Source organism: Tropicibacter naphthalenivorans, assembly GCF_900176475.1.
GTDB lineage: Bacteria > Pseudomonadota > Alphaproteobacteria > Rhodobacterales > Rhodobacteraceae > Tropicibacter > Tropicibacter naphthalenivorans.
Genome location: NZ_FWXX01000004.1, coordinates 115,248 through 140,484, shown reverse-complemented (window position 1 = coordinate 140,484; position 25,237 = coordinate 115,248). Strand labels below are relative to the sequence as shown.

Sequence of the window (25,237 nt, the reverse complement as noted above, 5' to 3'; positions counted from 1 at the left end):
GTTACGCCTCGGGAAAGAGCGCGCGCAGCGCCACCATGGCCGCGTCCAGCCGCGCCGCGTCGGCCCCGCGCACCACCACGTTGGAGCCATACACGCCGTCCTGCTGATAGGGGTAGGAGCCCACCTGCAAGTCACTGTAATCGCGTGCGAACTGCCCCAAGGGCTCGGCAATGTCGCCCTCGCCGCGCTGCACCCGCAGGGTCTGCGACAACAAGGGCGCGCCGCCGGTCAAGGTCGGCAAGACGCTCGCGACCATGGCCTGAAACACGCTCGGCACGCCGGCCATCACATGGACGTTCTCCATGGTAAAGCCGGGCGCAATGCTCACCGGGTTGTCGATCAGCGTCGCCCCATCGGGGATACGCGCCATCCGCTGGCGGGCGGTGTTGAACTCCTTCCCCTGCGACTTGTAATGCGCGTCCAGCAAGGCATAGGCGTCGTCCCGCACGTCGATATGCGCGCCAAAGGCTTCGGCCACGCAATCGGCGGTGATGTCGTCATGGGTTGGCCCGATGCCGCCGCTGGTCACCACCACGTCATAGGCGCTGCGCAAGGCGTTCAGCGCATCCACAATCGCTGCCCGATCGTCCGAGACCACCCGCACTTCGCGCAGGTCGACGCCATGCTTGGTAAACTCTTGCGCGAGGTAGTGCATGTTGGCGTCACGGGTGCGCCCGGACAGGATCTCGTCTCCGATCACGAGCATGGCAGCGGTGGGGTTGGACATGGTGGGCCTCCTTGGCGCGGGTCTTGACCAAGGGTATAGGCCCCGGATGATGCGCTTTCAATGTGACCTGATCCCCGCCACGCTTTTGCGACGCTACAAACGCTTTCTGGCCGATTGCCGCCTCGAAGATGGGCGCGAAGTCACCGCCCATGTGGCCAACCCCGGCTCGATGCTGGGCCTCAAGGACGACGGCCTGCGCGTCTGGCTTGAACCCAACGATGACCCCAAGCGCAAGCTGAAATACGCATGGCGGCTGGTGGAACACCCCGGCGGGCACTTCACCGGCGTCGACACCGGTGCGGCCAACCGGATGCTCAAGGACGCGCTGACCTCCGGCCAGGTTCCCGGCCTGCAAGGCTACGATACCACCCGCCCAGAGGTGAAATACGGCGAAAACAGCCGCATCGACTTTCTGCTGACAGCCGAAAACCGCCCCGACTGCTACGTCGAGGTCAAATCCGTGACCCTCTCGCGCACCCATGGCCTCGCGGAATTCCCCGACAGCGTCACCGCCCGCGGCGCCAAACACCTCGGCGAACTGGCGAACATGGCGGCCCAAGGCCACCGCGCCGTGATGCTCTACCTCGTCCAGCGCACCGATTGCACAAACGTGACCCTCGCTCGCGACCTGGATCCCAAATACGCCGCTGCCTTCGATCAGGCCCACGCCCAAGGCGTCCAAGTCCTCGCCTTCGCCTGTCAAATCTCCCCCCAAGGCATCTGCTTGGGCGAGCAACTCCCCTTCGCCCCATAGAAAAAGGCCGCCGCAAACGCGCCGACCCTCATCTTCTTCTCTTCCAAAATATCCCGGGGGTCCGGGGGCAGCGCCCCCGTCGTGCAAAGCACGACAAATGACAGATGGCTACGGGGGCAGCGCCCCCGTCGTGCAAAGCACGACAAATGACAGATGGCTACGGGGGCAGCGCCCCCGCCCAGCCCCAAGGCCCAGTCAGACCTTCAGGTTCGGAATGATCTGCTTCTTGCGGGACATGATCCCCGGCAGCACAACCGTGTCACCAGACACCGACGCGCCAAAGCTCTTCTCGGCAACGCCCTTCACCAGATCGTTTGGCACCAGCAGGGTCGCCTCTTCGTTCAGGATGTCCACGGCGAACAGCAGAACCTGATCCACGCCATCTTCCTTGGCGACGTCCACCATGGACGCCATCAGGCTGTCCTTGCGGTCCAGCACCAGCTTGGGCGCGGTGGTCTCCAGAACGGACACGCGGAACTTGGTGCCGTCCACTTCGTATTCCTTGCTGTCCATGCGGATCAGCTCGGCGTCCGAGAATTCCGAAATGTCGGACTTGGCTTCGAACATCGCCGAGGCGTACTCGCCCAGGTTCACACCCAGATCAGCGGCCAGCTTTTCGGCGACAGCCTTGTCATGCGCGGTGGTCGTGGGCGAGCGGAACTCCAGCGTGTCGGACAGGATGCAGGACAGCGCCGCGCCCTTGATCTCACGCGGCATCTTTTCCGCGTCGTCGCCCATCAGGTCGATCATGATGGTCGCGGTGCAGGCCAGCGGGCGGATGGTGATGTCGATCGGGCCTTTGGTTTCCAAGCCGCCCACCAGCTTGTGGTGGTCGATGATCGCCTGAATGTCCGCGGCGTTGATGTCAGCGGGCAGCTCGGCAGGGTTGTTGGTGTCAACGATGACAACCGGCGCGCCAGCTTCGACGGTGCCGATGATCTCGGGCTTGTCCAGACCCCAGTGGGTCAGCATGAAGGCCGCTTCGGTGTTCGGCTCGCCCAGCAGGACGGGCTTGGCCGCGGTGCCTTTGATCTCGTTGAGATACCAAGCCCAGATGATCGGGCTGCCGGTGGAATCGGTGTCGGGGGACTTGTGGCCGAAAACCTGAATGGTCATGGGGAATCCTCTGTCAAATGTCCAATTTTGCGGGGGTTCTAGACCGATGCGCCGCCCTTGTCACCCGACAAGAGCGCGCAGGGGCACGGGCCAAATTTCTTAAGTAAGAAATTTGCAAATTCCTTTTTCAGAAGGAATTTGGTCCCTCACCGCGGCAACGGATTGCGCGCTTTGTTATAGGCGCTCCAATCGGTGATCTCGGGATAGTACATCTGCCGCCAATGGCGCACCTTGGGGTTCATGATCCGTCGCCACACCGGCGGGATCATCGCGGCCATGGCCATCAGCGGATAGCCATAGGGCAGCTGCGGGGCCTCATCCTCGGAGTAATTCTGCAACAGGGGAAAGCGCCGGTCGGGCTTGTAGTGGTGGTCAGAGTGCCGTTGCAGGTTGATCATCAACCAGTTTGTCGCCTTATGCGCGGCGTTCCAGCTGTGGCGCGGCATCACGTGTTCGTACTTGCCGTTGCCCAGATGTTTGCGCGTCAGCCCGTAGTGTTCGACGTAGTTCACCACCTCCAGCTGCCAGATCGCCACCCCGGCCTGCACCACAAACAGCAGCACACCTTCCCAGCCGCCGACCACCAAAGCCAGCACCAGCATCCCCAGTTGCAGCCCCCAGTACAGCCAGAACGGGTTGCGGCGGCTGTACCAAGGCAAGCCCTTGCGGCCCAGCATCTCAGCCTCTGCTTTGAACGCCGAGTGCCAGCATTCGCGCAGCACACGCGGGTAAAAGCGGTGAAAGCCTTCGTTGTAGCGCGCCGTCACCGGGTCGCGCGGCGTGCCGACATAGCGGTGATGCACCAGCAGGTGTTCCGACCGGAAATGCGAATAGAGCACCATCGCCAGCAGCAGATCGCCCAAAGCGCGCTCGAACCGGTTCCTTTGGTGCAGCAACTCGTGCGAGAACACGATGCCCACGGTCCCGGTCATCACACCCGTCCCGAACATCACTCCGAACTTTTCCCAGCCGTTCAGGTGCCCGGCGCGCGAGACGTAAAACAGCAGCCCGAACAGCGCCACGAATTGCAGCGGCACCCAGATTTGCGTCAGCAGCTTGTACCAGAACAGCTGGTCTTCGGTGGTGTTCAGGTCGGCGTCGCCGGTGTTCAGCCCCACTGCCACGTCGATCGCCGTGAACAAATACCAAGCGCACAGCGGCGCCAGCAGCACCCAAAACCCGCCATAGATCGCGCCGATCCACACCAGCGGGATCAGGACAAACGACAGGCCAAAGGGCAAAGCGGCGGTGAACCGCGCGACCTTGGCCGGGGGGATGGGGGCCGAGGAAGTCATGGGACTGCTCCGAAGTTTACTCGTCTTTTATACCCCACTACTCGGATCAAGCGGCGGTCTTTTGCTTTGCGCGAGGTCAAATCGCGGTGATTTCGCGGCAAATTGCGCTCAAATCGTCACGCCCCGCCGCGCGTCAGGTCAAAGGCCTTGCGCATCACCGTTGGCAGATCGGAGGGCGAGAACTCTTCCAAAGGCACGAATTCGCCCCGATCCGGCACCCGCTCCATCGGGACAAGCGCGGTTTTCACCGTCAGGATCAGGTGGAAATGGGTAAAGGTGTGGCGGGCCTCGGCGGGCAGGGTCTTCCATTCGGCGCGGATCGGCGGCGCCTCGACGGGCGGTGTTTCGGCCCAGTCCGACCCCGGCCAGCCCAGCATTCCACCCAGCAGCCCTTGATCCGGGCGACGTTCCAGCAGCCACGCGCCATCGACCCGCCGCGCCAGATAAGCAATCCCCTGCCGGGTGGGTTTGCGTTTCTTGGGCGACTTTTTCGGCAGTTCGGCGGCGGTGCCATTGTGCCACGCAGCGCAAGCAGGCCGCCAGGGACACAACCCGCAGGCCGGACGCTTGGGCGTGCAGATCGTCGCCCCGAGGTCCATCACAGCCTGCGCATAATCTCCGGGCCGCTGATCCGGTGTCAGGGCTGCGGCGTAGTCGGTCAACACGGGCTTGGCGGCGGGCAAGGGCGTATGCTCGTCATGCAAACGCGCCATCACCCGCTCGACATTGCCATCCAGCACCGTTTGCGGGTCGTCATAGGCAATCGCCGAAATGGCCGCCGCCGTGTACGGCCCAACCCCCGGCAAGCTCAGCAAGGTCGCGTGATCGCGCGGGAACACGCCGCCGTGTTCACTCGTCACCACCCGCGCGCATTTCAGCAGGTTGCGCGCCCGCGCGTAGTACCCAAGCCCCGCCCAGGCGGCCATCACGTCGGCATCCTCGGCCCCCGCCAGATCGGCAACCGTGGGCCAACGCGATGTAAAGGCAAGGAAATAGTCTTTGACCGCCGCGACGGTCGTCTGCTGCAACATGATCTCGGACAGCCACACCCGGTAGGGATCGGGCGCAACCCCCGCCAGCCGTTCAGCGGGCGGCGTGCGCCACGGCAACACGCGGGCATGGCGGTCGTACCAGTCAAGCAGGTCGGCGGCTTGGGCGATTTCACGCAAGGGTGAGGCTCCGTGTGGTTCAAGGGGGCTGGTTGCCCCGTGTCGCAGCCACTAGAATAGGGCGCAAGAGAGGGATTCAACCCATGTCGAAGCGCAGCACAAGCACATATGGCTTCAAGCCGACGTCCAAGTTCCTGGAAAGCAAGATCCGGAACGCGTCGGAAAGCCGTGGCTTTTCCCAAAGCCGTGTCCTGACCCACTGGGATGAGATCGCAGGACCGGACATTGCCGCCATGACGCGGCCCGTCGAGGTGTCTTATGGGCGCGGCGGCTTTGGCGCGACGCTGGCGCTGCTGACCACCGGGGCGAACGCGCCCTTGGTGCAGATGCGGGCCGAGGAAATTCGCGCCAAGATCAACGCGGTCTATGGCTACAACGCCATCACGCGCGTGCGGGTGACGCAGACTGCCGCCACCGGCTTTGCCGAAGGGCAGGTGGATTTTCAGCATCGCAAGAAACCGCAAACCGCCGAGCCGCCCGCCGAGGTCAAGGCGCGCGCCGCCGAAGTCGCGGACGGTGTGGGCGATCCGGCTTTGCGCGCCGCCCTTGAACGGCTGGCGACAAACGTCATAACTAAAGGCAACCGGGGCTGATCCCCGCCGCAGAACACTGAAACAAGAGGCTTATCGCATGAAGATGACATCGACCGCAGGCGCGCTGGCGCTGGCCGTGATCGCCGGGGGCGCGTGGTTCTATGGGCAGGAACAGGGGCAGGTCGCTGGCCCCGAGTTCACCCTGCCCATGGCCGCCAATGCGCAAGAAGCCTCTGCGCCTGCCGCCGAAGAGGCAGAGGAATATGTCGTTCAGGACATGGTTCTGGGCGCCGAAGACGCGCCGGTCACCGTGATCGAATACGCGTCATACACGTGCCCGCATTGCGCCACCTTCCACGAGAACGTGTTCAAGGACGTCAAGGCGAACTACATCGACACCGGCAAGGTGAAATTCGTCTACCGCGAGGTCTATTTCGACAAGTTCGGCATGTGGGGCTCGATGATCGCGCGCTGCGGCGACGACACCAACCGGTTCTTTGGCATCACCGACATGTTGTTCAAGACCCAAGGCACTTGGGCGCGTGCGGGCTCTGAGGCGGCGATTGCCGATGAGCTGCGCAAGGTGGGCCGCCTCGCCGGTCTGGGCAACGAGCAGCTGGACGCCTGTCTGACCGACGGCGGCAAACTGCGCGCGCTGGTCGGCTGGTACAAGGAAAACGCCGAAGAGCATGGCATCGACTCGACCCCGTCGTTCATCATCAACGGCGAGAAAGTGTCGAACATGAACTACGCCGACTTCTCGGCTTACCTGGATGAACAGCTGGCAGCGGCTGAATGACATCGGCTCCGCGCGGCCCGCTCGAAGGGGTAAAGGTCATTGAATTGGCACGGATTCTGGCGGGCCCCTGGGCTGGCCAGACCCTGTCCGATCTGGGCGCGGATGTTCTGAAAATCGAGGCCCGCACTGGCGATGATACGCGCCAGTGGGGGCCTCCGTTTATTGAGGATGAAGGCGAACGCACTGCCGCCTATTTCCATTCGTGCAATCGCGGCAAACGCTCTGAGGTGGTGGACATCGCCTCGCCAGAGGGACAGGCGCGGCTGCGCGATCTGGTAGCCGAGGCCGATATCCTGATCGAGAATTTCAAGGTCGGGGGCCTGCGCAAATACGGGCTGGATTACGACAGTCTATCGGCGGTGAACCCCCGCCTGATCTATTGTTCGATCACGGGCTTTGGGCAGGATGGGCCTTATGCACACCGCGCCGGTTACGATTATATCATCCAAGGCATGAGCGGCTTTATGTCGATCACCGGCGACCCGGACGGCCAGCCGCAGCGCGCAGGCGTTGCGATCACCGATCTGTTCACCGGGCTCTATTCCGTGACCGGCATCCTCGCGGCGCTGCACCAACGCGACCGCACGGGCAAGGGGCAGCACGTGGACATGGCCTTGCTTGATTGTGCCGTGGCGGCCATGGCGAACCAAGGCTTGAACTATCTCAGCACCGGGACGCCGCCGGGGCGCACGGGGAACTATCACCCGAATTTGACGCCGTATCAGGTGTTTGACTGCGCCGACGGGCATATCATCATCGCCACCGGGAACGACGCGCAGTACCAGCGGCTTTGCGGCCTGCTGGGGTTGGATGACATGGCCCACGCCCCGCAATTCCTGACCAACGCCGACCGGATTGCCAACCGCGAAGCGATGACCGCGCGGCTGGCCGAGGCCACGGCGCGCTTTACCAAGGCCGATCTGCTGGCCGCCTGCGAGGCGCAGGGCGTGCCCGCCGGGCCGATCAACGACATGGCCGAAGTCTTTGCCGATCCTCAGGTGGTGGCGCGCGGGATGCAGATCGCCCCCGGCGGCATCCCCGGCATCCGCAGCCCGATCAAGTTCTCGGACGCGGATCTGGTGCTGGACCGACCCGCGCCGCGTCTGGGCGCGGACACGCCCGAGTAACGCTTAGTCGTAGGTGAAACAGACGTTGATCTGACCGGCGTTGTCGGCCAGATGGCTGTCCGCTTCGTTGATGCGGAAATGGAGCGCGCCGAGGTTCATGTTGAACGCCCCGGCGTTGGTGACAAAGCCAGTCAGGGTTTTCCACGTCATGACGCGCTCTTGCGCCAGCGGGATGCGCACCAGCAATGCGCCGTGACCTGCGTCCTCGTCGATACGAGGGTGGTTGTCCGGGTTGAGGTCCGCCGCCAGCGTGCCGGTGTGGCCGTTGGTGCCCGCGGGGCCAAGGGTGCCGTCAAGGACGGTCCAGAACCCTTCGGAGCGGATGCCTTGGACAAGGCCCGCCGGGAACTCGACCGTTTGCCAGCCTTGGGTCGCGACGATCGGGTGACAGACCTCAGAGGCCACCGCAGGGGCGGCCAGCAGGCAAAGCGCCGCGATCAGGCGCATTGGTCCACCACCATCAGATGTTGCGCCAAGGTCTGCACCTCGTCCAGCCAGCGGGTGACCAGCTTGGGGTCGGACGGGGCGGCGTGCACGCCCGGTGCGATCTCGCGGTTCAGCACAGCCTCGACCGCGAGCGACACCGGAACCGACACCAGCCGCGCCATGGCGGTGCCGCGCGCGTCGCCCCAAGCGTCCATAACGTAGGTCTTGTGCCAGACGGTTTCGCCCTCGGCCTCGGCCTTGAGGTCGACGCACAGAACCACGCGGTCGGGCTCGCCGGGGGCGTAGGCGTTGTCGGCCAGCAGCTCATCCGCGATCTCTTGCAGCCGTTCGTCGCTGGCGCTGGGCGCCTCGGCAAAGATGTCCTTCCACGCCTCGGCCCAGCCGTTTAGACGCAGGGTGCCACGGACGAAGTCCTTGACCTTCCAGTCTTTTCCGAACCCATACTCCGCCATGAAGGGCAGCGATTCGCGGTTGGGATAGACCTCGAAGCTCTCAGGCGTAGGCAGCGGCGCGTCATAGCGCGACAGCGCGTCCCAAGGCCGCGAGACGTTGAGCTCGGTGAAATGCTTGATGGATTTCGACGGAGAGCGCAGCGCCTTGAGCACGCCGACCGGCGCCCAAGAGAACTTGTAGCGAAAGGCATTCGCCTCTTTCGGCACGCCGCCGCAGTAGGACAGGAAACTGACCGCGTTGCCCTTGTCGAAGGCGGGCGACGCCTTGTAATCGGCCACCAAGGCGTGCGCCATCAGGTGGTCGATACCGGGGTCGAGGCCGACCTCGTTGACCAGCCGCGCGCCGGCCTCTTTGGCCTTGGCATCCAGCGCGCGCATTTCCGGCGCGATATAAGAGGACGAGACGAAATGCGCGCCCTTGGCGATGGCAAGCTCGGCCAAGTCGACGTGCCAGTCGCCGGGCAGCATCGAGACGATGATATCCTCGGGCTGGACCTTGGCGGCGAGCGCCTCGGGCGAAAAGGCGTGGATGTCGTCCGTCAGATCGCCAACGGCGGCGCGCGCCTTTTCGGTGGTCCGGTTCCAGACGGTGACCTGATGGCCGTTTTCGATCAGGCGACGCAGGCCAGGGATCGAAGACAGGCCGGTGCCGCACCAGTGGATTGTCATGGGATCAGCCTTTCTTGTGGTCTTGGTAGGTGGCAAAGGCGCGGCCCCAGACGCCGTCCTCGATGGCGGTCAGCGTCAGCAGGTGGGGCAGCAGTTGCTGGGCGAAATCCTGAGAGGATTCGAGCGGCAGCAGCGAGGGCAGGTTGTCGATGGCCATAACGTCCAGGGGCGGCGCGTCATGGGCGCGGGTGACGGGGGACTGCCAGTCGGTTTCGCGGTCATAGACCTTGATGGGCGAGAAATCCGACTGCGGATCGCAGGCGATGTCGCCGATGACGGTCAGATCGCGTTGGGCGGTGGTGGCGTCCGCGGGCACAAAGACCGGGCAGCCGGGGCGCGCGAGGATGCAGTTGAAGAACAGATCGTGCGTCAGAACTTCGGGAAAGGGGCCGCCGTGCGCGGTTTCGGCCATGTCCCACTTGGTGACCGGAATGTCGAGCGCGGCGCAAAGGTCCGACGCGCCGGTGCCGACCCGGCCCAAAGCGCCGATCACCAGCGCGTCCTTGGGGCGTTTGCCGCCGAGCGCCGCGCGCAGGTCGGTCAGCATGGCTTCGGAATTCGGCCAAGTGGTGACGGCGGGGCAGACCTGATCGCGCTGCTGGGCCGCCCAGGCGAGGATCGACACCGCCGCCCCGGCAAAGCCCGCCCAATAGCCAAACGCAGCGACGCGGCGGCCAGCGGCGTCGGTGAGGTACTCAAGGTCATAAAGCGCGCCGCCCCCAGCTCCAAAGCGCGCGAGCAGGCGCTGCCCGGCCTCTTGGCCCTTGTAGGCGTGGCCGAACATAATGTGGCGATGGGGCAGGGGCGTGCCGTCGTCGGGCAGTTCCTTGAGGCCAAAGATGATGGCATCGCGCGGGGCGTCCGGCCAGCTGCCTTCCTCGGCGAGGGTGGCACCTGCGGCGACGAAGTCTTCGGACGGGATGACGCGGGTCGGGCTGTCCTCAAGGGTGACGTGGATGCCCTTGGCGATGGCGGCGCGGACGCCGTCGGGGGTGATGCCGACGCGCTCTTCGTTGGGGCGGCTTTCGGCTCTGATCCAAAGATGTGTCATGTGGTCTCCTGCACTTGGGCGGACTGTCGCGCCGCTGCGGTCAAAGTGCAAGGGGGCCACCCGCGGGACCAAAAGTCTTTCAAGACTTTTGCAAATTCCTTGGAAGGAATTTGGCCCTCACAGGTGGCTGCGGGCGTGCTGCCGGTCCGGCGTATCAAGGTGCGGCAGGGCGTTGAATTGTGTCAGCGCCAGCCCGGTGGGCAAGGGCTGAACCCGGTGGACTGAGCTGTTCTCAATCGCGAGGCAGGCGTGCGCCATCGCCGTCAGGTCCAGCCCCATCACGATGCGCATGGCCATGCCGATCAACCCGCCGGAGGTCACGATCAGCGCCCGCCCGTCGCCTGCTGCGATCTCTGTCAGAGCATCGCGCACGCGGGTTTCAAAGGCCTGGAAACTCTCAGGCGGGTTCTCGATCTTGCCATCGTGCCAGTGTCCGAACAGCACCGGCAGGTGGCTGACAAAGCCTTCGCGGTCCTGCGGGATCGGGATGCCGTGCTGTTGTTCCAGCGCGTGGGCGAGGTCAAAGTAGGACATCTCGTTCAGGCGCGCGTCCTGCACCGGCGCTTGGGTGCAATCGGGGTTGATCGCCTCGGCGGTCTCGATGTGGCGGCGCAGGGTGCCGGTGTAGACGCGGGCGTAGCGGTCGCCTGCGCTGCGAAAGTAGTCGCCCAGCCAGCGCGCCTGCTGCCAGCCCAGATCGCTCAGCTTGTCATAGCCGCCCTCATCGCGTGCGGTCGAGTTGGCTTGGCCGTGGCGGACGAGGGTGAGAAACGACATGGGGGACCTCCGGGCTGTTGGCGCAGGTGTACGCGCCTCGCAGCCCAAAGGAAAGCGGTGGGTCAGGCGGCCTCTTCGTCGCCATCCAGCCCGCGATTGTCCGTTTTCGGGTTTGGATCAGAGGGGCTCGGCGCATCGCCATCGTCCATGACCAAAGTGCGCGTCGGAAAGGGAATGTCGACCCCGGCGGCGTCCAGCGCCTCTTTGACCGCGCGTTTCATGTCGGCTTGGTATTGGAAGTAATCGGCGCTCTCGACCCAGACCCGCACGAGGAAATCCACCGAGCTGTCGCCCAGACCGTTCACTTGGATGAACGGCGCAGGCTCGGACAGCGAGCGGGGATCGGCCATGATGGTCTGGCGGATGGTCTCTTCGGCGGTTTTCAGGTTCGCACCATAGCCCACGCCAAAGGTCCACTCGGCGCGGCGGGTCGGATAAACCGAGTAATTTTCGATCACGTTGCCCCAGACTTGGGCGTTGGGGATAATCACTTGCACGTTGCTGAGCGAGGCCAGTTCCGTAGTGTTCAGGGTGATGTCCTTGACGGTGCCCATCTCGCCCGCGACCTCGACGAAATCGCCGATCTTGATGGGGCGAAACACCACGATCATCACACCGGCAGCGACGTTGGACAGGGTCCCTTGTAGGGCTAGGCCGACAGCCAGACCGGCGGCGCCGATGGCCGCAACAATCGACGTGGTCTGCACGCCAAAGGTGTTCAGCACGAAAAGCGCGGTAAAGGCCAGCACCACGTAGCGCGCGGCATTTCCAAGAAAGTGGAACAGCGTGGTGTCGAAGCGCGCGTGGTTTTCGCCAAGGGTCTGGATGCGGCGGCGCGTCCAATTGGCGATCATCCAGCCGACCAGCAGGATGACAATGGCTGCCACCACATTGCCAAGGATCTGCGCGAGGAATTCCAGCGTCAGCAAATCCGACAGAGATTTGCCGTTGTAAATTTCGGTGTTCATCAGCTGCGTCAGCTGCTCCATCTGTCCTGTCTCCGGTCTTGTTTTGATCAAAACGCCCTGCAGAGGACCAAAGTTCCCGGCTTGCGGCGCAGGGTGGTCTGGCAAAAGCCAAGGTAAGGCGTTACATAACCCGCAAACCAAGGACGGAGCGTAACGTGAGTGCAGATGGCGGCCGAGTGACCCGCGAAGGGATCCGGATTTATGAAGACGGCGATTTCGCCGGGATGCACAAGGCGGGCGAGCTGGCCGCGCAGATCCTCGACGAGGTGGCAGAGCATGTCTTTGTCGGCCAGACGACGGGCGCGATTGATGACTTTATCCGCAACCGGGTGAACGACGCGGGGGCGATTTCCGCGACCATCGGCTACAAGGGCTATCAGCACGCGTCCTGTATCTCGGTGAACCATGTGGTCTGCCACGGCATTCCCGGCGACAAAAAGCTCAAAGACGGCGATATCCTGAACATCGACGTGACGGTGATCGTGGATGGTTGGTACGGCGATACCTCGCGGATGTACGTGGCGGGCAAGCTGCCGCGCAAGGCAGAGCGCCTGATCCAAGTCACGCATGACGCGCTGATGCTGGGCATTGAGGCGGTCAAACCCGGCAACACCTTTGGCGACATCGGCCACGCGATCCAGACCTACGTTGAAGCGCAGCGCATGTCGGTGGTGCGTGACTTTTGCGGCCACGGTCTGGGTCGGGTGTTCCACGCGCCGCCGAACGTGCTGCATTACGGGCGCGCAAGGACAGGGCCAGTGCTGGAAGAAGGCATGTTCTTTACCATCGAGCCAATGGTCAACGTGGGCCGCCCGGAAACCAAGGTGCTGGCGGACGACTGGACAGCGGTGACGCGCGACAAATCCCTGTCGGCGCAGTTCGAGCATTCCATCGGGGTGACGGCCGACGGCTGCGATATCTTTACGTTGTCTCCGGCTGGCCTGTTCCACCCGACCTACAAAAGCTGACGTCTCAGGGGCACGGGGGCAAATTCCTTAGCGAAGGAATTTGCAAATCTCTTGCAAGAGATTTGGGCCCCGCAAGATAAAAGGGCGTGTGGATTTCTCCGCACGCCCTTTTATCTTGCCGTATCCGCTTGGCGTATCAGCCCTCGGGCTGCGCGCCCTTGTTGGCCTCGACCAGTGCGCGGGCGTCCTTGACCATCTGCGCGCCGGGCAGGCCCTTGGCGTCCATGTCGGCGATCCAGTCGGCGATCACCTCATCACCCTTGGCCTTGATCACTTCGGTCATCTCGGGCGACATTTCTGCTACCTCGTTGCCCGCCGCGATCATCACCGCCTTGCCGTCCGCGTCGCCCAAGTCATGCGCACGCCCCGCCCAGGCCGAGGTTTCCAGACCCGAGTTCGCGTCGATCACCGCGCGCAGGTCGTCCGGCAGGCTCTCGTACACGTCCTTGTTCATCGCCCAGATGAAGAACAGGTTGTACAGCGAGTAGTCCCCCGCCACATCCGTGTGGCTGTCGGTCAGCTCGTCCAGCTTCAGCGACGGCGACATCTCCCACGTAATCACGCCGCCATCGACGACGCCCTTGGACAGGCTTTCGGTGAACTGCGGCACCGGCATCCCGATGGGCATCGCGCCGAGTTTCTCCAGCAGCAGGGTCGCCGGGCGCGAGGGGCCGCGCAGCTTGAGGCCTTCGAAGTCGGTCAGATCATCGACCGCCGGGCCTTTCTTGTGCACCAAGCCGCGGCCGTGCATGTGCGCGGCGATCAGGTGGACGTTCTCAAAGTCGTCGGTCAGGTACTTCTGGGTGAATTCCCAGGCCACGCGGCTGGCTTCCTCGGCGGATTTGGTCACCATAAAGGGCAGTTCCAGCGCCTCGGTTTCCGGGAAACGCCCCGCCTGATAGCCGGGGATCACCCAACCGCCGTCGATCACGCCGTCCTGGATCAGGTCGAACTGTTCCGGCGCGGTGCCGCCCAGCTGCATAAAGGGATAGATCTCAACCTTGATGCGACCGCCGGACTCGGCCTCGATCTTTTCGGCCCAAGGCTCGATGAAGTATTTGGGGTTGGCCGACTGGGGCGACACAAAGTGCTGAAAGCGCAAAGTGACCTCTTGGGCCATCGCAGTGCTGGCCATGAGGCCCGCCATAAGGGTGAAAGCTGCGGTCTTGATCGTCATTTGGCGATCTCCTTACTGATGGTGCCGCGGGCGTTGCTGCATCGCGGCGACGACGCTGAAATAAGCCCAAGGCAAATCCAGCGCAACAGCCAATGCGTCGCAATACGCTAAAATTTGGGATTTAACCATTTGATAAAAATGAATTTTCACCCGGCGGGTGGGAATTGGCGGGTGTTTTTCTCTGGCCGGGAAACCTGCGGATTTGACGCAAGGAATCGTGGAAATGCGCCCCTGCAGTGATATCTTCTCATGCGAATGCTTGAATTTCAGGGAGGCCAAATGACCATCTTCAAACCCACCCGCCGCGAGATTTTCTCGATGGCTGCCGCCGCACCTGCGCTGGCTTTGCCGGTTGCCGCCCGTGCGCAGACCTTGGGCGCGCCGAGCGCGAGCAACCCGTCGCATTTCTCTTTCACGCTGGGGCAGGCCAAGCTGACCATCGTCTCGGACGGCCATCTGGAAACCCCGGTCAGCGGCCTTGGGGTCAACGCCGATTCCGCCGAGGTGCAGGCTTTTCTGACCAGCTATTTCCTGTCGCCGGACACCAACTACAGCCACACCAACCACATCGTGATCGAACTTGGGGACGCCAAGGTGTTGGTCGATGTGGGCTCTGGCTCGCGCTTTTTGCCCACGGCGGGCAGTCTGATGGACAACCTCGCCAGCGCAGGCATCGACGGGGCCGAGATCACACATGTGGTGATCACCCACGCCCACCCTGACCACATCTGGGGCATTCGCGACGATTTCGACGAGGCGATCCTGCCGGATGCGCAGTATTTCATCGGCGGGGCAGAGCACGCTTTTTGGACGCAGGACGGGCTGGCCTCGAACGTGCCCGCCGAGATGCAGCAGTTCGTCGTGGGCGCGGTGAACTCGCTGAACGTGGACGGGGCCGAGTGGACGCTGATGGCGGACGAGCAGGAAATCGCGCCGGGCATTCGCGTCATCGACACGCCGGGCCACACGCCGGGTCACATGTCGATCATCGTCGAAAGCGAGGGCCAGCAGTTGCTCGCGCTCGGCGACAGCATGAGCCACGCCTACATGAGCTTTGCGCGGCCCGAGTGGTTCAACGGTTTTGACATGGACGGCGATGTAACCGTCGCCACCCGCAAGCGCTTGCTGGACATGGCGGCGACGGATCGGATGGCCGTTCTGGGCTATCACTTCCCGTTCCCCGGCGTCGGCCACGTGCGCAAAGAGGGCGAGGCCTATCAGTTCGTCCCGGCCATGTGGCAGTGGTAACTTACCGCGCCTCTAGCAGCGTGACGGTGGTGTCGCCGTAGCGCTTGGTGTCCAGCGGGACAAAGCCCTCGGGCGCGGGCTGGGGGGCGTTTTCCTCCCAGACGATCAGCGCGCCGGGGGCGATCCAGCCGCCTTTGTGGGCGGCGTCCAAGGCGCGCGCGCCCAGATCCTTGCCATACGGAGGATCAAGGAAAACCAGCGAACAAGGGGTGCCCGCGGCGGGCAGGCGGGTGGCATCCGCGCCCAGCATGCGCGCCCGGTCGCCGCAGCCCAGCAGGGCAATGTTGGCGCGGATCAGCTTGGCCCCGACGCGGCCATTTTCCACCAAGGTCACATGCGCCGCCCCGCGCGACAGCGCCTCTAGGCCCAAAGCCCCCGTTCCGGCGAACAGGTCCAGCACCTGCGCGTCTTCGAACGGCTCGCCAAAGCGCCCGCCCGCCAGCATGTTGAACAGGCTCTCGCGCACGCGGTCGGTGGTGGGACGCAGGTGCGCGCCCGCGTCCCCCTTGCCCACGGGCGTCAACCGACGCCCGCGAAAGTCTCCGGCGATGATCCTCACGCTTTCAGCAGCGCCTTGAGGTCGGTCGAGGCATCCGCCACGGCCTCTGCCGCCGGGGATTTTCCGCCTTCGATCAAGCGCTTGCCGACCATGTAGGCACGGCTGTCGTTCATCGCGTCCACCGCCAGCAGTTTGTCGCCCGCGTAGTACCAGAACGACACCTCGTCGCCTGCGCCCTTGCGCGTGACGATTTTGTCGTAGCCGGCATTCAGCCCGGCGATCTGCAGCTTGGTGTCGTATTGGTCGGACCAGAACCACGGCTTGGCGACGTAATCGCGGCCCGCGCCCATGATGTTGTCGGCGACCAATTCGCCCATGTCGATGGCGTTGCCAACGCTTTCCAGACGCATCCGGGTGCCGTTGTGGACAAAGCTTGCGCAGTCGCCCGCCGCCCAGATCGACGGATCAGAGGTCTGGCACTGGGCGTTCACCGCAATGCCGTTGTCCAGCTCCAGCCCCGCCGCCTCGGCCAGACCGGACGTCGGGGTGATGCCGACGCCGACGATGACGAAATCCACCTCCAGCGTGGTGCCATCGGCCAGTTCCGCGCCAGTCACCGCGCCCTCGCCGGTCAGCTTCGACAGGCCCACGCCTTCGCGGATGTCGACACCGTGCGAGGTATGCAGGTCGCGGAAATAGTCCGAAGTCTGCTGCGCCGCGACCCGTTGCAGGATGCGATCCGCCGCCTCGACCAGCGTGACCTTGAGCCCCAGCTTGGCCGCAACCGCTGCCGCTTCAAGCCCGATATAGCCGCCGCCGACGATCAACACCCGCGCGCCTTTGGTAAAGCGCGGCTCCATCGCGTCGACGTCCGCCAGAGTGCGCACCACGAAAACGCCCTCCAGATCGCCGCCGATGGCCGCAGGCAGGCGGCGCGGCGCAGAGCCGGTGCACAGCACGAGGTGGTCGTAATCGTGGGCGTGATCCCCTGCCTGCACGGTCTTGGCGTCGGTGTCGATGCCGGTGGCCAGCTCATTCAGGTGCAGGTCGATGCCGTTGTCCTCGTAAAAGGCCTGCGGGCGCAGGTACAGCCGTTCCAGCTCCATATCGCCGAGCAGGTACGCCTTGGACAGCGGCGGGCGCTGATAGGGGACGACGGGCTCTTCGCCAATCAGGGTGATCGTGCCCTCAAACCCCTTGGCCCGCAGCCGCGCCACACAAGAAGACGCCGCCTGGCCGCCGCCAACCACCACAACTTTCGCCATTTTCCGCACTCTCCCATTTCCCTTGTTTGCGCGCAGCCTATAGTCGAGATCACAGGAAACGCAATTCAAGGAGTGAGCGCCAATGGCAATTTCCCAAGGTGACCGTCTGCCAAACGCAACTTTGTCTCGTATGGGCGACGCAGGGCCGGAAACGGTCGAGCTGGACACGCTGACCAAAGGCCGCAAGGTGGTGATCTTTGCGCTGCCGGGCGCCTACACCGGCACCTGCACCACGTCCCACGTGCCCAGCTTTATGCGCACCATCGAGGATTTCAAAGCCAAGGGCGTCGACGAGGTCATCTGCCTGTCGGTCAACGACCCCTTCGTAATGGGCGCTTGGGGCGAAAGCACAGGGGCGACCGCTGCGGGCATTTCGATGCTGGGCGACGCCGCGTCCGAATTCACCAAGGCCGTGGGCATGGATTTCACCGCGCCCCCCGCCGGGCTGATCGACCGCTCCAAGCGCTACGCTCTGGTGGCCGAGGATGGCGTGGTCACCGTCCTGCACGCCGAGGAAAACCCCGGCGTCTGTGACATCTCTGGCGGCGAGGCGCTGCTGGCGGCGATCTGATCGCTTGAAAGGGCCATTAAATGTCAAAGGGCGCGTCCGATGTGGCGCGCCCTTTTTGTTTGTCTAGGATTTTATGTGTCCAAGATCGGGCCCTAAAGCCCGTCCATCTTGCGCGCCAGCTTGGCGTCCAGCGCCGACAGCCCGTCCACGTCATGGGTGGTCAGCGTGACCACCACGGTGTTGTAGGTGTTGGACCACTCGGGGTGGTGATCCCATTTCTCGGCGAACATCGCCGCGCGGGTCATCCAGCCAAACGCCTCGGTGAAGTCCTTGAACTTAAAGGTTTTGCGCATGGCGTCGCGGTCGCCCAGCAGCTCCCAGCCGTTGTCCAGCAGCGGTCCCAGCACCGTCTTGCGGGCTGTGTCCGACAGTCTCTCGGTCATTGCTGTTCCTCCCTTTGGTCTTTGCGGAATGGCCCATAGGCCGTGAGGATCTCTATATCCTCGTCCACAGCTTTACGTTCCGCTTCAAGATAGCGCGCCACCGCGTCGGAAAACCCCTGATCGGCGATCCAATGCAGCGAATGCGTCGGGGCCGGCAGGTATCCGCGCGCCAGTTTGTGTTCGCCCTGCGCGCCCGCCTCGACCCGTTTCAGCCCTTGGGCAATCGCAAAGTCGATGGCCTGATAATAGCACGCTTCAAAGTGCAGGCAGGGGAAATCCTGGATGCAGCCCCAATAGCGCCCATACAGCACCTCGCGCCCGATCAGGTTCATGGCCCCGGCGACATACTGCCCGTCCAGCTTGCACATGATCAGCGCGATGTCGTCCCGCAAGCGCTCTTGCGCGAGGTCGAAAAACGCCCGCGTCAGATAGGGAGAGCCCCATTTGCGCGCGCCGGTGTCTTGGTAGAACACCCAGAAGGCGTCCCAGTGGTGCGGCTCAATCTGATTGCCGGTCAGGACTTCGATCGTGCCGCCAAAGGCTTGCGCCTTGGCGCGTTCCTTGCGGATATTCTTGCGTTTGCGCGAAGACAGCGAGGCGAGGAAGTCGTCAAAGCTGCCGTAACCGTCATTCACCCAGTGGTACTGCGTGGTGACCCGGTGCAGCAGGCCCATCTGCGCACCTGCAATCGCCTCGGCCTCGGTGCAGAACGTGGCATGCAACGAGGACAGCTCGTTGTTCGCCGCCAGTTGCACCGCGCCTTGCACCAGCGCCGACATGCCGACCGCCTCGAACCCCGGCTTGGTCAGGAACCGCCGTCCAGTGGCGGGGGTAAAGGGCACGGCGATTTGCAGCTTGGGGTAATAGCGCCCGCCCGCCTGTTCCAGCGCGTGCGCCCAGTTGTGGTCAAAGATGTACTCGCCCTGGCTGTGATGCTTGCCGTACAGCGGCGCAACGGCGATCACCTCGTCGCCCTGCTGCGCCATCAAATACCTCGGGTCCCAGCCGCTGCGCCCGCCGACCGATCCGCTGTCTTCAAGCGCGCTCAGAAAGCGGTAGGTCGTGAACGGGTCCATGGGCCGCCCGTCCGCCGCCTCTGGGCAAGCGCAGGCGTCCCATGTTTCGGGGTCGATCTCGGACAACGAGGTCAGGACGGTGACGGATAGATCTTGGCTGCTCATCGTGCCTTCAATTTGGCACGTCTGCGCGCCGGTTCAAGCGGCGTATCCCTCGAAGGTGATGTTATCGGCGACCTTTCTGGCGGCTGCCTCTTCCTCTGGCGACCGGATGGTCCACGTCAGGATCGCGATGCCCTTGTCGTGCAAGGCCTGCACGGCGGGGGCGGTGAGGCTCTGGTGATTGTGGCTGACGAAGCAGGCCCCCACGCGTTCGAAATCGGGGATGCGGCGCAGGGTGTCGCGAACCTCGGCGCGCAGGGTCGGCCAGTCGTCCGGGCGATAGCCGCAGGTGGTCAGACCGCGCGGCACATCCGGCAGCAGGCGGGCCATTTCCGCCACACTATGCGGGTTAAAGGACATCACCGCCACGTCACCGGGATAGGATTTCAGCGCGCGGGCCACGGCGGCCTCCAGCGCGCCGATGCCCTCGCCCATCTGGCCGTCTTGGTCCTTTATCTCAATCAGCACAGGCACTTGCCCCGCCACCAGACCCAAGACCTGCGGCAGGGTCGGGATGCCTTCATCGCCGCCCAGCAGGGACAAAGCGCTCAGCTCTGCCGCGGTCTTTTGCTGGATCGGACCCGCCGCACCGGTCAACCGCGTCAAGGCGTAATCGTGAAAGACCATCGCCTCGCCATCCTTGGACAGCTGCACGTCGATCTCGATCCCGTAGCCCGCCGCAATGGCCGCACGAATGGCCGCCCGCGAATTCTCGGGGCGGCCTTGGGTCACGTCGTGCAAGGCGCGATGCGCGATGGGCGTGGCCAGAAAGCTGTCGGGCAGAGCCTTGGGGTGCATCACGCCAGCTCGAAAATCGCTTCGATTTCCACCGCGACGTTGAACGGCAAAGCGCCTGCGGACACCGCGCTGCGGGCGTGACGGCCCGCCTCGCCGAGCACTTCGACCATCAGGTCGGACGCGCCGTTGATGACCTTGGGCTGCTCGGTGAATTCGGGCGTCGAGTTCACGAAACCCACCAGTTTCACCAGACGCCCCAGCTTGGACAGATCGCCGCTGCAGGCCGCGCGCGCTTGGGCAAGCAACGCCATGGCGCAGGATTTCGCCGCTTCCGCGCCCTCTTCGGTGGTCAGGTCCGCGCCGACCTTGCCGGTCCAGAACGCGCCATCCTTCATCGAGATCTGGCCAGAGATAAAGATTTGCTTGCCCGAGATGACATAAGGCACATAGTTCGCCGCCGGGGCAGGGGCGTCGGGCAGCGTCAGGCCCAGCTCGGCCAGACGGGATTCGATTGCATTGCTCATGGGAAAACCTCCAAGTCTTTGCCCGGACGCTATGCGCGCCGCGCCCCAAGGGAAAGCCCCAGCAGCGACGCAATCGCGAAAAAACCGCCCCTCTCGCGGCGGCGCCAAAAGAAAAGCGCGCCCGGGTGAGGGGCGCGCCAATCATAATAACCTGTGCGCGCGCCAGCGCGCTCCGCTGGATCAGTTGGGCCTAGCTTTCGCGGAAGGCCTTGGCGAAATAGTCGGTGAAAGGCTTCACCAGATAGGCCAGCGGGGTGCGGTCCTCGGTGCGGATGAAGGCTTCGACCGGCATCCCGGGGATCAGCGCCGCGCCTTCGGGCAGGCGGGCGATTTCACCTTCGTTGAGGATGATTTCGGCGCGGTAGTAGCGCAGCCGCGAGGCCTCGTCCTGGAACGCATCCGCCGAGATTTGCACCACTTGCCCGAACAGCTCCGGCGTCTCGCGCTGGTCCAAGGACGAGAAGCGCAGCGACACCTCTTGGTTCACGAACAGCTTGTCGATGTGGATCGGTTCCACCTGCGCGGCAATCACCAGCGGACGATCCTGCGGCACGAGGTACAGCACCGGGTCCGCAGGCCGAATGACAGAGCGCGGGGTAAATACCGTCAGGCCATAGATCACGCCGGACACCGGGGCCTTGATCTCCATCCGGGTCAGCTGTTCCTGCAAGGCGCGGCGGCGTTCGGCCAGCTCGCGCTCGCGGTATTGCAGGTCGCGCAGGGTGGTGATCGCCTCCTCGCGGCGGCGGGTGCGCAGGCTCAGGATCTGGATGTCGATCTCGGTGATGCGCCCTTCGGCCTGCGCCTTTCCGGCGGTGAGTTCGCCCACCTGACCGGACAGGCGCGCCTCTTCGCGTTGCAGGGCCAGCACCTCGGCCACGCGGACAAGCCCTTGGCCCAGCAGCCCTTCCTTGGCGGTCAGCTCTTGGCGGATCAGCTCCAACTGGCGGTTGAGCGCCGCTTGCTGCGCCTCGATCCCGGTCACCTGATCGGCGATCTGCTCGCGGCGTTTGTCCAGCTGCTCAATCTCGCGCGTGACGCTTTCGCTGCGCGCCAGAAAGAGGTTACGCTGACCGGACACCAGTTCGGCGACCTCAGCGTCTGTCTCGGCGCGCTCCAGCAGGATCGGGCTGAACTCCATCGTCTCGGCCTCGTCGCGCTCGGCGCTCAGGCGCGCGCGGCGGGCGAGCATTTCAAAATACTGCCCTTCGACGATGGCCAGTTCCGACAGCAGCATCGTCGGGTCCAGCCGGATCAGGACATCGCCCGCTTCGACGGTGTCGTTCTCGTCAATCAGTATCTCAGCCACAACGCCGCCGTCGGGGTGCTGCACGATCTGACGGTTCTGGTCGACCTCGATCTGCCCCCCGGCGACAATCGCGCCAGAGATATTGGTCGTCACGGCCCAGGTGCCAAAGCCGCCCACCAGCAGCCCCAGCGCCACAATGCCCGCCGTCATCGGCACCTTGAGCGGGAAATCAGATTGCGAGCTCATCGCACACCTCCGGGACCAGCACTGGTCTGAATTTGTTGATGGTTTTTGACCATGGACCGCAGGACCTCTTCCTTGGGGCCAAAGGCGGCGCGCTGGCCGTTTTCGATCATCAGCAGCAGGTCACATTCCTTGATGGCGGCGGGGCGGTGCGCCATGATCAGCACCGCTTTGCCCGCTTCTTTAAAGCCGCGGATCGCCTTGTTGACGGCCTCGGACCCTTCGTTGTCGAGGTTCGAGTTCGGCTCATCAAGCACAAGGATCACCGGATCGCCATACATCGCCCGCGCAAGGCCGATGCGCTGCATTTGCCCGCCCGACAGGCGGCCCCCGGCGGCGGTCACCCGCGTGTCATAGCCGTTGGGCAGTTTCAGGATCATCTCATGCGCGTCTGCCTTCTTCGCCGCCGCGACCACCTGTTCGGCGTCGGGTTGCGGCGAGAGGCGCGCGATATTCTCGGCAATGGTGCCGTCGAACAGGGTCACGCGCTGCGGCAGATAGCCGATGTGCTGGCCCAGAACGTCCGGCCCGTATTGGTCGATCGACGCACCGTCGAGGCGGATTTTCCCCCCGGCAGGCCGCCAGATGCCGGTAAGCGCGCGGGCCAGCGTCGATTTGCCAGAGCCCGACGGCCCGATTACGCCGCAAGCCTGCCCCGGCGCGATGTTGAACGACACCAGCCGCAAGGCCGCCTGCTGTTCGCCGGGCGGCACCACGGTCAGCTGCTGCACCTCAAGCTTGGCTTGGGGCTTGGGCAGTTGGGTGCGCTCCATGTCCTCGGGGACTTCGGTCAGCAGTTGCGACAGGTTCGCCCAGCCTTTGCGCGCGCGCTCGACCATCGGCCACTGGCCAATCGCCAGCTCGACGGGGGCCAGCGCGCGGCCCATCAGGATCGAACCTGCGATCATCGCGCCCGCCGTCATCTCGCCTTGCAGCACCAGATAGGCGCCCAGACCCAGCATCGCGGACTGCAAGAGCATCCGGAACGTCTTGGTCATCGTGGTAAAGGTGCCGGTCAAATCGGCGGTGCTGATCTGGCCACGCAGGCTTTCAGACCGGGCGTGCATCCAGCGGGTAAAGGCGTGTCCGCGCATCCCCAGCGCCTGAACCATCTCGGCCTCTTGGCGGATCTGCTCGGCGGTGCGCTCGGCGCGGACCACGGCCATGTTGGATTTCAGCGTCGGCTCGCGGCTGAGTTTCTGGTTCAGGATCGTCACCCCGATCAAAACCACAGCCCCGCCAATCGCCAGATAGCCCAGCCACGGGTGGAAAATCATGATCCCAAGGATGAACAGTGGCGACCACGGAATGTCGAACATCGCCATCAAGACGGGCGAGGACAGCAAGCGCTGCACCGATTCCAGATCGCGCAGGCCGGTCTGCGCCAGCTCATCGGGCATAACGGTCGAACGGCGCACCACCGCGTCGAACACCCGCAGGTCCAGATCGGCCTGAAACCGCGCGGCAACCCGCGCCATGACGCGCCCGCGCACGTAATCCAGAATGCCCATCATCCCATACAGGAACGCCACCAGCACCGACAGCGCCACCAGCGTCGCAATCGAACGCGAGCCCAGCACCCGGTCATAGACCTGCATCATATACAAGGGGCCGGTCAGCATCAGCAGGTTCACGAAGAAACTGAAAACGGCAACAAACCAGAAATAGGGACGGCTCTTGCGCCGAATGGCGCGCAGCTCGTCGCGGCCTGTGTCTTTGTTCGCGGTGCTCATACGCGTCTTTCCGCCCGAAGGCTTTGTTCATTGTGCCACTGTGTGGCAGGATAGGTCTTGGTAAATGACAGTGTCATCGAAATCCGCTGTCGCCAATGTGTCACAAATACTGCGCTCCCGGGCTTTTGAATTGGGTTCGCTTCAAAATGAATTTAAGTATCCTTTTAGGGAATAGCTGCCGCTACCCCAAGGTATCAATGAAAGGTCGACGCGGAATGACACTTCAGCGTGCGTTTTTCGCCATGGCTCTGGTTTCTGCTGCCGGAGCCTGTTCTGTCCCCGGGCCCAACGAGGCGCCCGACGGTATTTGGGACCCCTACGAGGCGTCCAACCGCAAGATTCACGCGTTCAACACCGGCGTCGATGAAAAGCTGCTGCGCGGCTCGGGGCAGGGGCTGTCCAATGCCGTGCCGCAGGATGTGCGTATCGTGGTGGGCAACTTTGTCGACACCACGTCCTTGCCGAAAACCGTGGTGAACCAAGTGCTGCAAGGCCGTCTGGGGGATGCCACCAAGAACACCCTGCGGTTCAGCATCAATGCCACCATGGGCTTTGCTGGCATCTTTGACGTGGCCGCCGATCTGGGCCTGCCGCAGGACGAAACCGACTTTGGCGAGACGCTGGCCGTTTGGGGCGTGCCCGAGGGGGCGTATATGGAACTGCCGCTTTATGGTCCGTCGACCGAGCGCGACACCGCAGGCACCGTGGTGGATTTCTTTACCAACCCGCTGGACTACGTGCTGACCACGCCGCAAAAGCGCTTCAAGACCGGCGCGTGGATTTTCGACGAGGTGCAGGACCGCGGGCAGTACTCTGACACGGTCGATTCGGTGCTGTACGAAAGCGCCGACAGTTACGCGCAACTTCGTCTCATGTACTTGCAAAACCGGCGTTTCGAACTAGGTGAAGAACCGCCCGCGAGCGAAGAAATCGACCCGCTGGCGCTGGATACAGAAGGATTTTGAGTATGACGTTCATGACCCGCCGCACTGTTCTGGCAGGCGCTGCTGCCTTGGCCCTCTTCCCCGGTGCGGCGTTTGCGCTGAACGAAGCGCAGGCCAAGAAACTGGTCGACGCGCTGGTGGGGGACATCAACCGCGTGATCGCCTCGGGCAAGTCCGAAGGCGCGATGTACGGCGATTTTGAACGCATCTTCAAGAAATACGCCGACATTTCCTATATCGCCGCTTACGCGATGGGGGCCGATGGCCGCCGGGCGACGTCGGCGCAGAAATCGGCGTTTTCCAAGGCGTTCACCGGCTACATCAGCCGCAAGTACGGCAAACGGTTCCGCGAATTCATGGGCGGGCGGCTAGAGGTCAAGGGCGTGAAGGCGGTCAAAAACTATTTCCAGGTGGAAACCACCGCCTATCTCAAGGGCGAAGCGCCCTTCCGCGTGGATTTCCACGTGTCGGACCGCACCGGCAAGGATCTGTTTTTCAACATGTACGTTGAAGGCGTGAACATGCTGCTGACCGAACGCACCGAGATTGGCGCGATGCTGGACAAGCGGCGCGGCGACATCGACGCGATGATTGCGGATTTGAAAAAGGCGTCCTAAGCGCGGGGCACAGAAA

28 protein-coding genes are annotated in these 25,237 nt (G+C 63.7%); 9 read left to right on the top strand and 19 right to left on the bottom strand.

Going from position 1 to position 25,237, the window contains the following annotated elements; genetic code table 11:
- Nucleotide 1: 1 nt before the first annotated feature.
- Entirely contained in the window at nt 2–727 is a 726-nt protein-coding gene (locus B9A11_RS10525) for a competence/damage-inducible protein A (RefSeq protein ID WP_058247493.1), read from the bottom strand.
- A 49-nt stretch (nt 728–776) separates the two neighbouring features.
- Here B9A11_RS10525 and sfsA point away from each other — a divergent pair, with 49 nt between their 5' ends.
- On the top strand, nt 777–1,481 hold the full coding sequence (sfsA, locus tag B9A11_RS10520) for a DNA/RNA nuclease SfsA (RefSeq protein ID WP_058247849.1): 705 nt from the start codon (nt 777–779) through the stop codon (nt 1,479–1,481).
- 195 nt (nt 1,482–1,676) lie between these two features.
- Here sfsA and B9A11_RS10515 read toward each other — a convergent pair whose 3' ends face one another.
- From B9A11_RS10515 to mutY, 3 genes are all read right to left on the bottom strand, one after another.
- The gene (locus B9A11_RS10515) at nt 1,677–2,597 is read right to left on the bottom strand and encodes a manganese-dependent inorganic pyrophosphatase (protein WP_058247492.1); all 921 of its coding nucleotides are present in this window, start codon (nt 2,595–2,597) and stop codon (nt 1,677–1,679) included.
- A gap of 146 nt (nt 2,598–2,743) precedes the next feature.
- Nucleotides 2,744–3,892, bottom strand: a complete 1,149-nt coding sequence (locus tag B9A11_RS10510) for an alkane 1-monooxygenase (RefSeq protein WP_058247491.1) — start codon at nt 3,890–3,892, stop codon at nt 2,744–2,746.
- Between the two features lie 116 nt (nt 3,893–4,008).
- A complete protein-coding gene (mutY, locus tag B9A11_RS10505) occupies nt 4,009–5,061 on the bottom strand; it encodes an A/G-specific adenine glycosylase (RefSeq protein ID WP_058247490.1) in 1,053 nt (350 codons plus the stop codon).
- Nucleotides 5,062–5,144: 83 nt separating this feature from the next.
- Here mutY and B9A11_RS10500 point away from each other — a divergent pair, with 83 nt between their 5' ends.
- Genes B9A11_RS10500 through B9A11_RS10490 form a run of 3 tightly spaced genes read left to right on the top strand, consistent with a single transcriptional unit; the run spans nt 5,145 to nt 7,520 of the window.
- Complete coding sequence (locus tag B9A11_RS10500; RefSeq protein WP_058247489.1) at nt 5,145–5,654, top strand: DUF721 domain-containing protein; 510 nt, start codon at nt 5,145–5,147, stop codon at nt 5,652–5,654.
- A gap of 37 nt (nt 5,655–5,691) precedes the next feature.
- Complete coding sequence (locus B9A11_RS10495; protein ID WP_143595851.1) at nt 5,692–6,393, top strand: DsbA family protein; 702 nt, start codon at nt 5,692–5,694, stop codon at nt 6,391–6,393.
- Entirely contained in the window at nt 6,390–7,520 is a 1,131-nt protein-coding gene (locus B9A11_RS10490) for a CaiB/BaiF CoA transferase family protein (RefSeq protein ID WP_058247488.1), read from the top strand. The genes B9A11_RS10495 and B9A11_RS10490 overlap by 4 nt, the downstream gene beginning before the upstream one ends.
- A 3-nt stretch (nt 7,521–7,523) precedes the next feature.
- On the opposite strand, the gene B9A11_RS10485 is transcribed toward B9A11_RS10490, so the two are convergent.
- The 5 genes from B9A11_RS10485 to B9A11_RS10465 form a co-directional block, all read right to left on the bottom strand.
- On the bottom strand, nt 7,524–7,967 hold the full coding sequence (locus B9A11_RS10485) for a hypothetical protein (protein WP_058247487.1): 444 nt from the start codon (nt 7,965–7,967) through the stop codon (nt 7,524–7,526).
- Nucleotides 7,958–9,088: a saccharopine dehydrogenase family protein gene (locus B9A11_RS10480; RefSeq protein WP_058247486.1), complete on the bottom strand. Its 1,131-nt coding sequence runs from the start codon at nt 9,086–9,088 to the stop codon at nt 7,958–7,960. Before B9A11_RS10480 ends, B9A11_RS10485 begins: the two co-directional genes overlap by 10 nt.
- A gap of 4 nt (nt 9,089–9,092) precedes the next feature.
- Nucleotides 9,093–10,139, bottom strand: a complete 1,047-nt coding sequence (locus B9A11_RS10475) for a saccharopine dehydrogenase (protein WP_058247485.1) — start codon at nt 10,137–10,139, stop codon at nt 9,093–9,095.
- Nucleotides 10,140–10,256: 117 nt separating this feature from the next.
- Nucleotides 10,257–10,916, bottom strand: a complete 660-nt coding sequence (locus B9A11_RS10470) for a histidine phosphatase family protein (protein WP_058247484.1) — start codon at nt 10,914–10,916, stop codon at nt 10,257–10,259.
- Nucleotides 10,917–10,978: 62 nt separating this feature from the next.
- The gene (locus B9A11_RS10465) at nt 10,979–11,905 is read right to left on the bottom strand and encodes a mechanosensitive ion channel family protein (RefSeq protein WP_083499830.1); all 927 of its coding nucleotides are present in this window, start codon (nt 11,903–11,905) and stop codon (nt 10,979–10,981) included.
- A gap of 134 nt (nt 11,906–12,039) precedes the next feature.
- Between B9A11_RS10465 and map the strand changes: the two genes are divergently transcribed.
- Nucleotides 12,040–12,852 carry a type I methionyl aminopeptidase gene (gene map / locus B9A11_RS10460; protein WP_058247483.1) on the top strand — a complete coding sequence of 271 codons (813 nt, stop codon included), beginning with the start codon at nt 12,040–12,042 and terminating at the stop codon, nt 12,850–12,852.
- Nucleotides 12,853–12,988: 136 nt separating this feature from the next.
- Here the strand turns inward: map and B9A11_RS10455 are convergent, their stop codons facing one another.
- Both B9A11_RS10455 and B9A11_RS21120 read right to left on the bottom strand, forming a co-directional pair.
- On the bottom strand, nt 12,989–14,029 hold the full coding sequence (locus B9A11_RS10455; RefSeq protein ID WP_058247482.1) for a TRAP transporter substrate-binding protein: 1,041 nt from the start codon (nt 14,027–14,029) through the stop codon (nt 12,989–12,991).
- Between the two features lie 12 nt (nt 14,030–14,041).
- Complete coding sequence (locus B9A11_RS21120; protein WP_143595850.1) at nt 14,042–14,308, bottom strand: hypothetical protein; 267 nt, start codon at nt 14,306–14,308, stop codon at nt 14,042–14,044.
- Between B9A11_RS21120 and B9A11_RS10450 the strand changes: the two genes are divergently transcribed.
- Nucleotides 14,309–15,277, top strand: coding sequence for an MBL fold metallo-hydrolase (locus B9A11_RS10450; RefSeq protein ID WP_058247481.1), 969 nt, complete (start codon nt 14,309–14,311; stop codon nt 15,275–15,277). It begins immediately after the preceding gene.
- Between the two features lies 1 nt (nt 15,278).
- Here B9A11_RS10450 and rsmD read toward each other — a convergent pair whose 3' ends face one another.
- Together rsmD and B9A11_RS10440 are read right to left on the bottom strand one after the other, a co-directional pair.
- Nucleotides 15,279–15,836: a 16S rRNA (guanine(966)-N(2))-methyltransferase RsmD gene (rsmD, locus tag B9A11_RS10445; protein WP_058247480.1), complete on the bottom strand. Its 558-nt coding sequence runs from the start codon at nt 15,834–15,836 to the stop codon at nt 15,279–15,281.
- Entirely contained in the window at nt 15,833–17,041 is a 1,209-nt protein-coding gene (locus tag B9A11_RS10440) for an NAD(P)/FAD-dependent oxidoreductase (RefSeq protein ID WP_058247479.1), read from the bottom strand. The genes rsmD and B9A11_RS10440 overlap by 4 nt, the downstream gene beginning before the upstream one ends.
- Nucleotides 17,042–17,123: 82 nt before the next feature.
- Here B9A11_RS10440 and B9A11_RS10435 point away from each other — a divergent pair, with 82 nt between their 5' ends.
- Nucleotides 17,124–17,612 (top strand): peroxiredoxin, encoded by a 489-nt coding sequence (locus B9A11_RS10435; RefSeq protein ID WP_058247478.1) that lies wholly within the window; start codon nt 17,124–17,126, stop codon nt 17,610–17,612.
- A 92-nt stretch (nt 17,613–17,704) separates the two neighbouring features.
- Here B9A11_RS10435 and B9A11_RS10430 read toward each other — a convergent pair whose 3' ends face one another.
- From B9A11_RS10430 to B9A11_RS10405, 6 genes are all read right to left on the bottom strand, one after another.
- Entirely contained in the window at nt 17,705–17,995 is a 291-nt protein-coding gene (locus B9A11_RS10430) for a 4a-hydroxytetrahydrobiopterin dehydratase (RefSeq protein ID WP_058247477.1), read from the bottom strand.
- On the bottom strand, nt 17,992–19,176 hold the full coding sequence (locus tag B9A11_RS10425; RefSeq protein ID WP_058247476.1) for a GNAT family N-acetyltransferase: 1,185 nt from the start codon (nt 19,174–19,176) through the stop codon (nt 17,992–17,994). Before B9A11_RS10425 ends, B9A11_RS10430 begins: the two co-directional genes overlap by 4 nt.
- Before the next feature lie 33 nt (nt 19,177–19,209).
- Nucleotides 19,210–19,971: a glycerophosphodiester phosphodiesterase family protein gene (locus B9A11_RS10420; RefSeq protein ID WP_058247475.1), complete on the bottom strand. Its 762-nt coding sequence runs from the start codon at nt 19,969–19,971 to the stop codon at nt 19,210–19,212.
- The gene (locus B9A11_RS10415; RefSeq protein ID WP_058247474.1) at nt 19,971–20,435 is read right to left on the bottom strand and encodes a RidA family protein; all 465 of its coding nucleotides are present in this window, start codon (nt 20,433–20,435) and stop codon (nt 19,971–19,973) included. Before B9A11_RS10415 ends, B9A11_RS10420 begins: the two co-directional genes overlap by 1 nt.
- A gap of 190 nt (nt 20,436–20,625) precedes the next feature.
- Complete coding sequence (locus tag B9A11_RS10410) at nt 20,626–21,930, bottom strand: HlyD family type I secretion periplasmic adaptor subunit (protein ID WP_058247473.1); 1,305 nt, start codon at nt 21,928–21,930, stop codon at nt 20,626–20,628.
- On the bottom strand, nt 21,927–23,660 hold the full coding sequence (locus tag B9A11_RS10405) for a type I secretion system permease/ATPase (RefSeq protein WP_058247472.1): 1,734 nt from the start codon (nt 23,658–23,660) through the stop codon (nt 21,927–21,929). Before B9A11_RS10405 ends, B9A11_RS10410 begins: the two co-directional genes overlap by 4 nt.
- A 215-nt stretch (nt 23,661–23,875) precedes the next feature.
- Here B9A11_RS10405 and B9A11_RS10400 point away from each other — a divergent pair, with 215 nt between their 5' ends.
- On the top strand, nt 23,876–24,625 hold the full coding sequence (locus tag B9A11_RS10400; protein ID WP_058247471.1) for an MlaA family lipoprotein: 750 nt from the start codon (nt 23,876–23,878) through the stop codon (nt 24,623–24,625).
- 11 nt (nt 24,626–24,636) lie between these two features.
- Complete coding sequence (locus tag B9A11_RS10395) at nt 24,637–25,221, top strand: MlaC/ttg2D family ABC transporter substrate-binding protein (protein ID WP_058247847.1); 585 nt, start codon at nt 24,637–24,639, stop codon at nt 25,219–25,221.
- Nucleotides 25,222–25,237 lie beyond the last annotated feature (16 nt).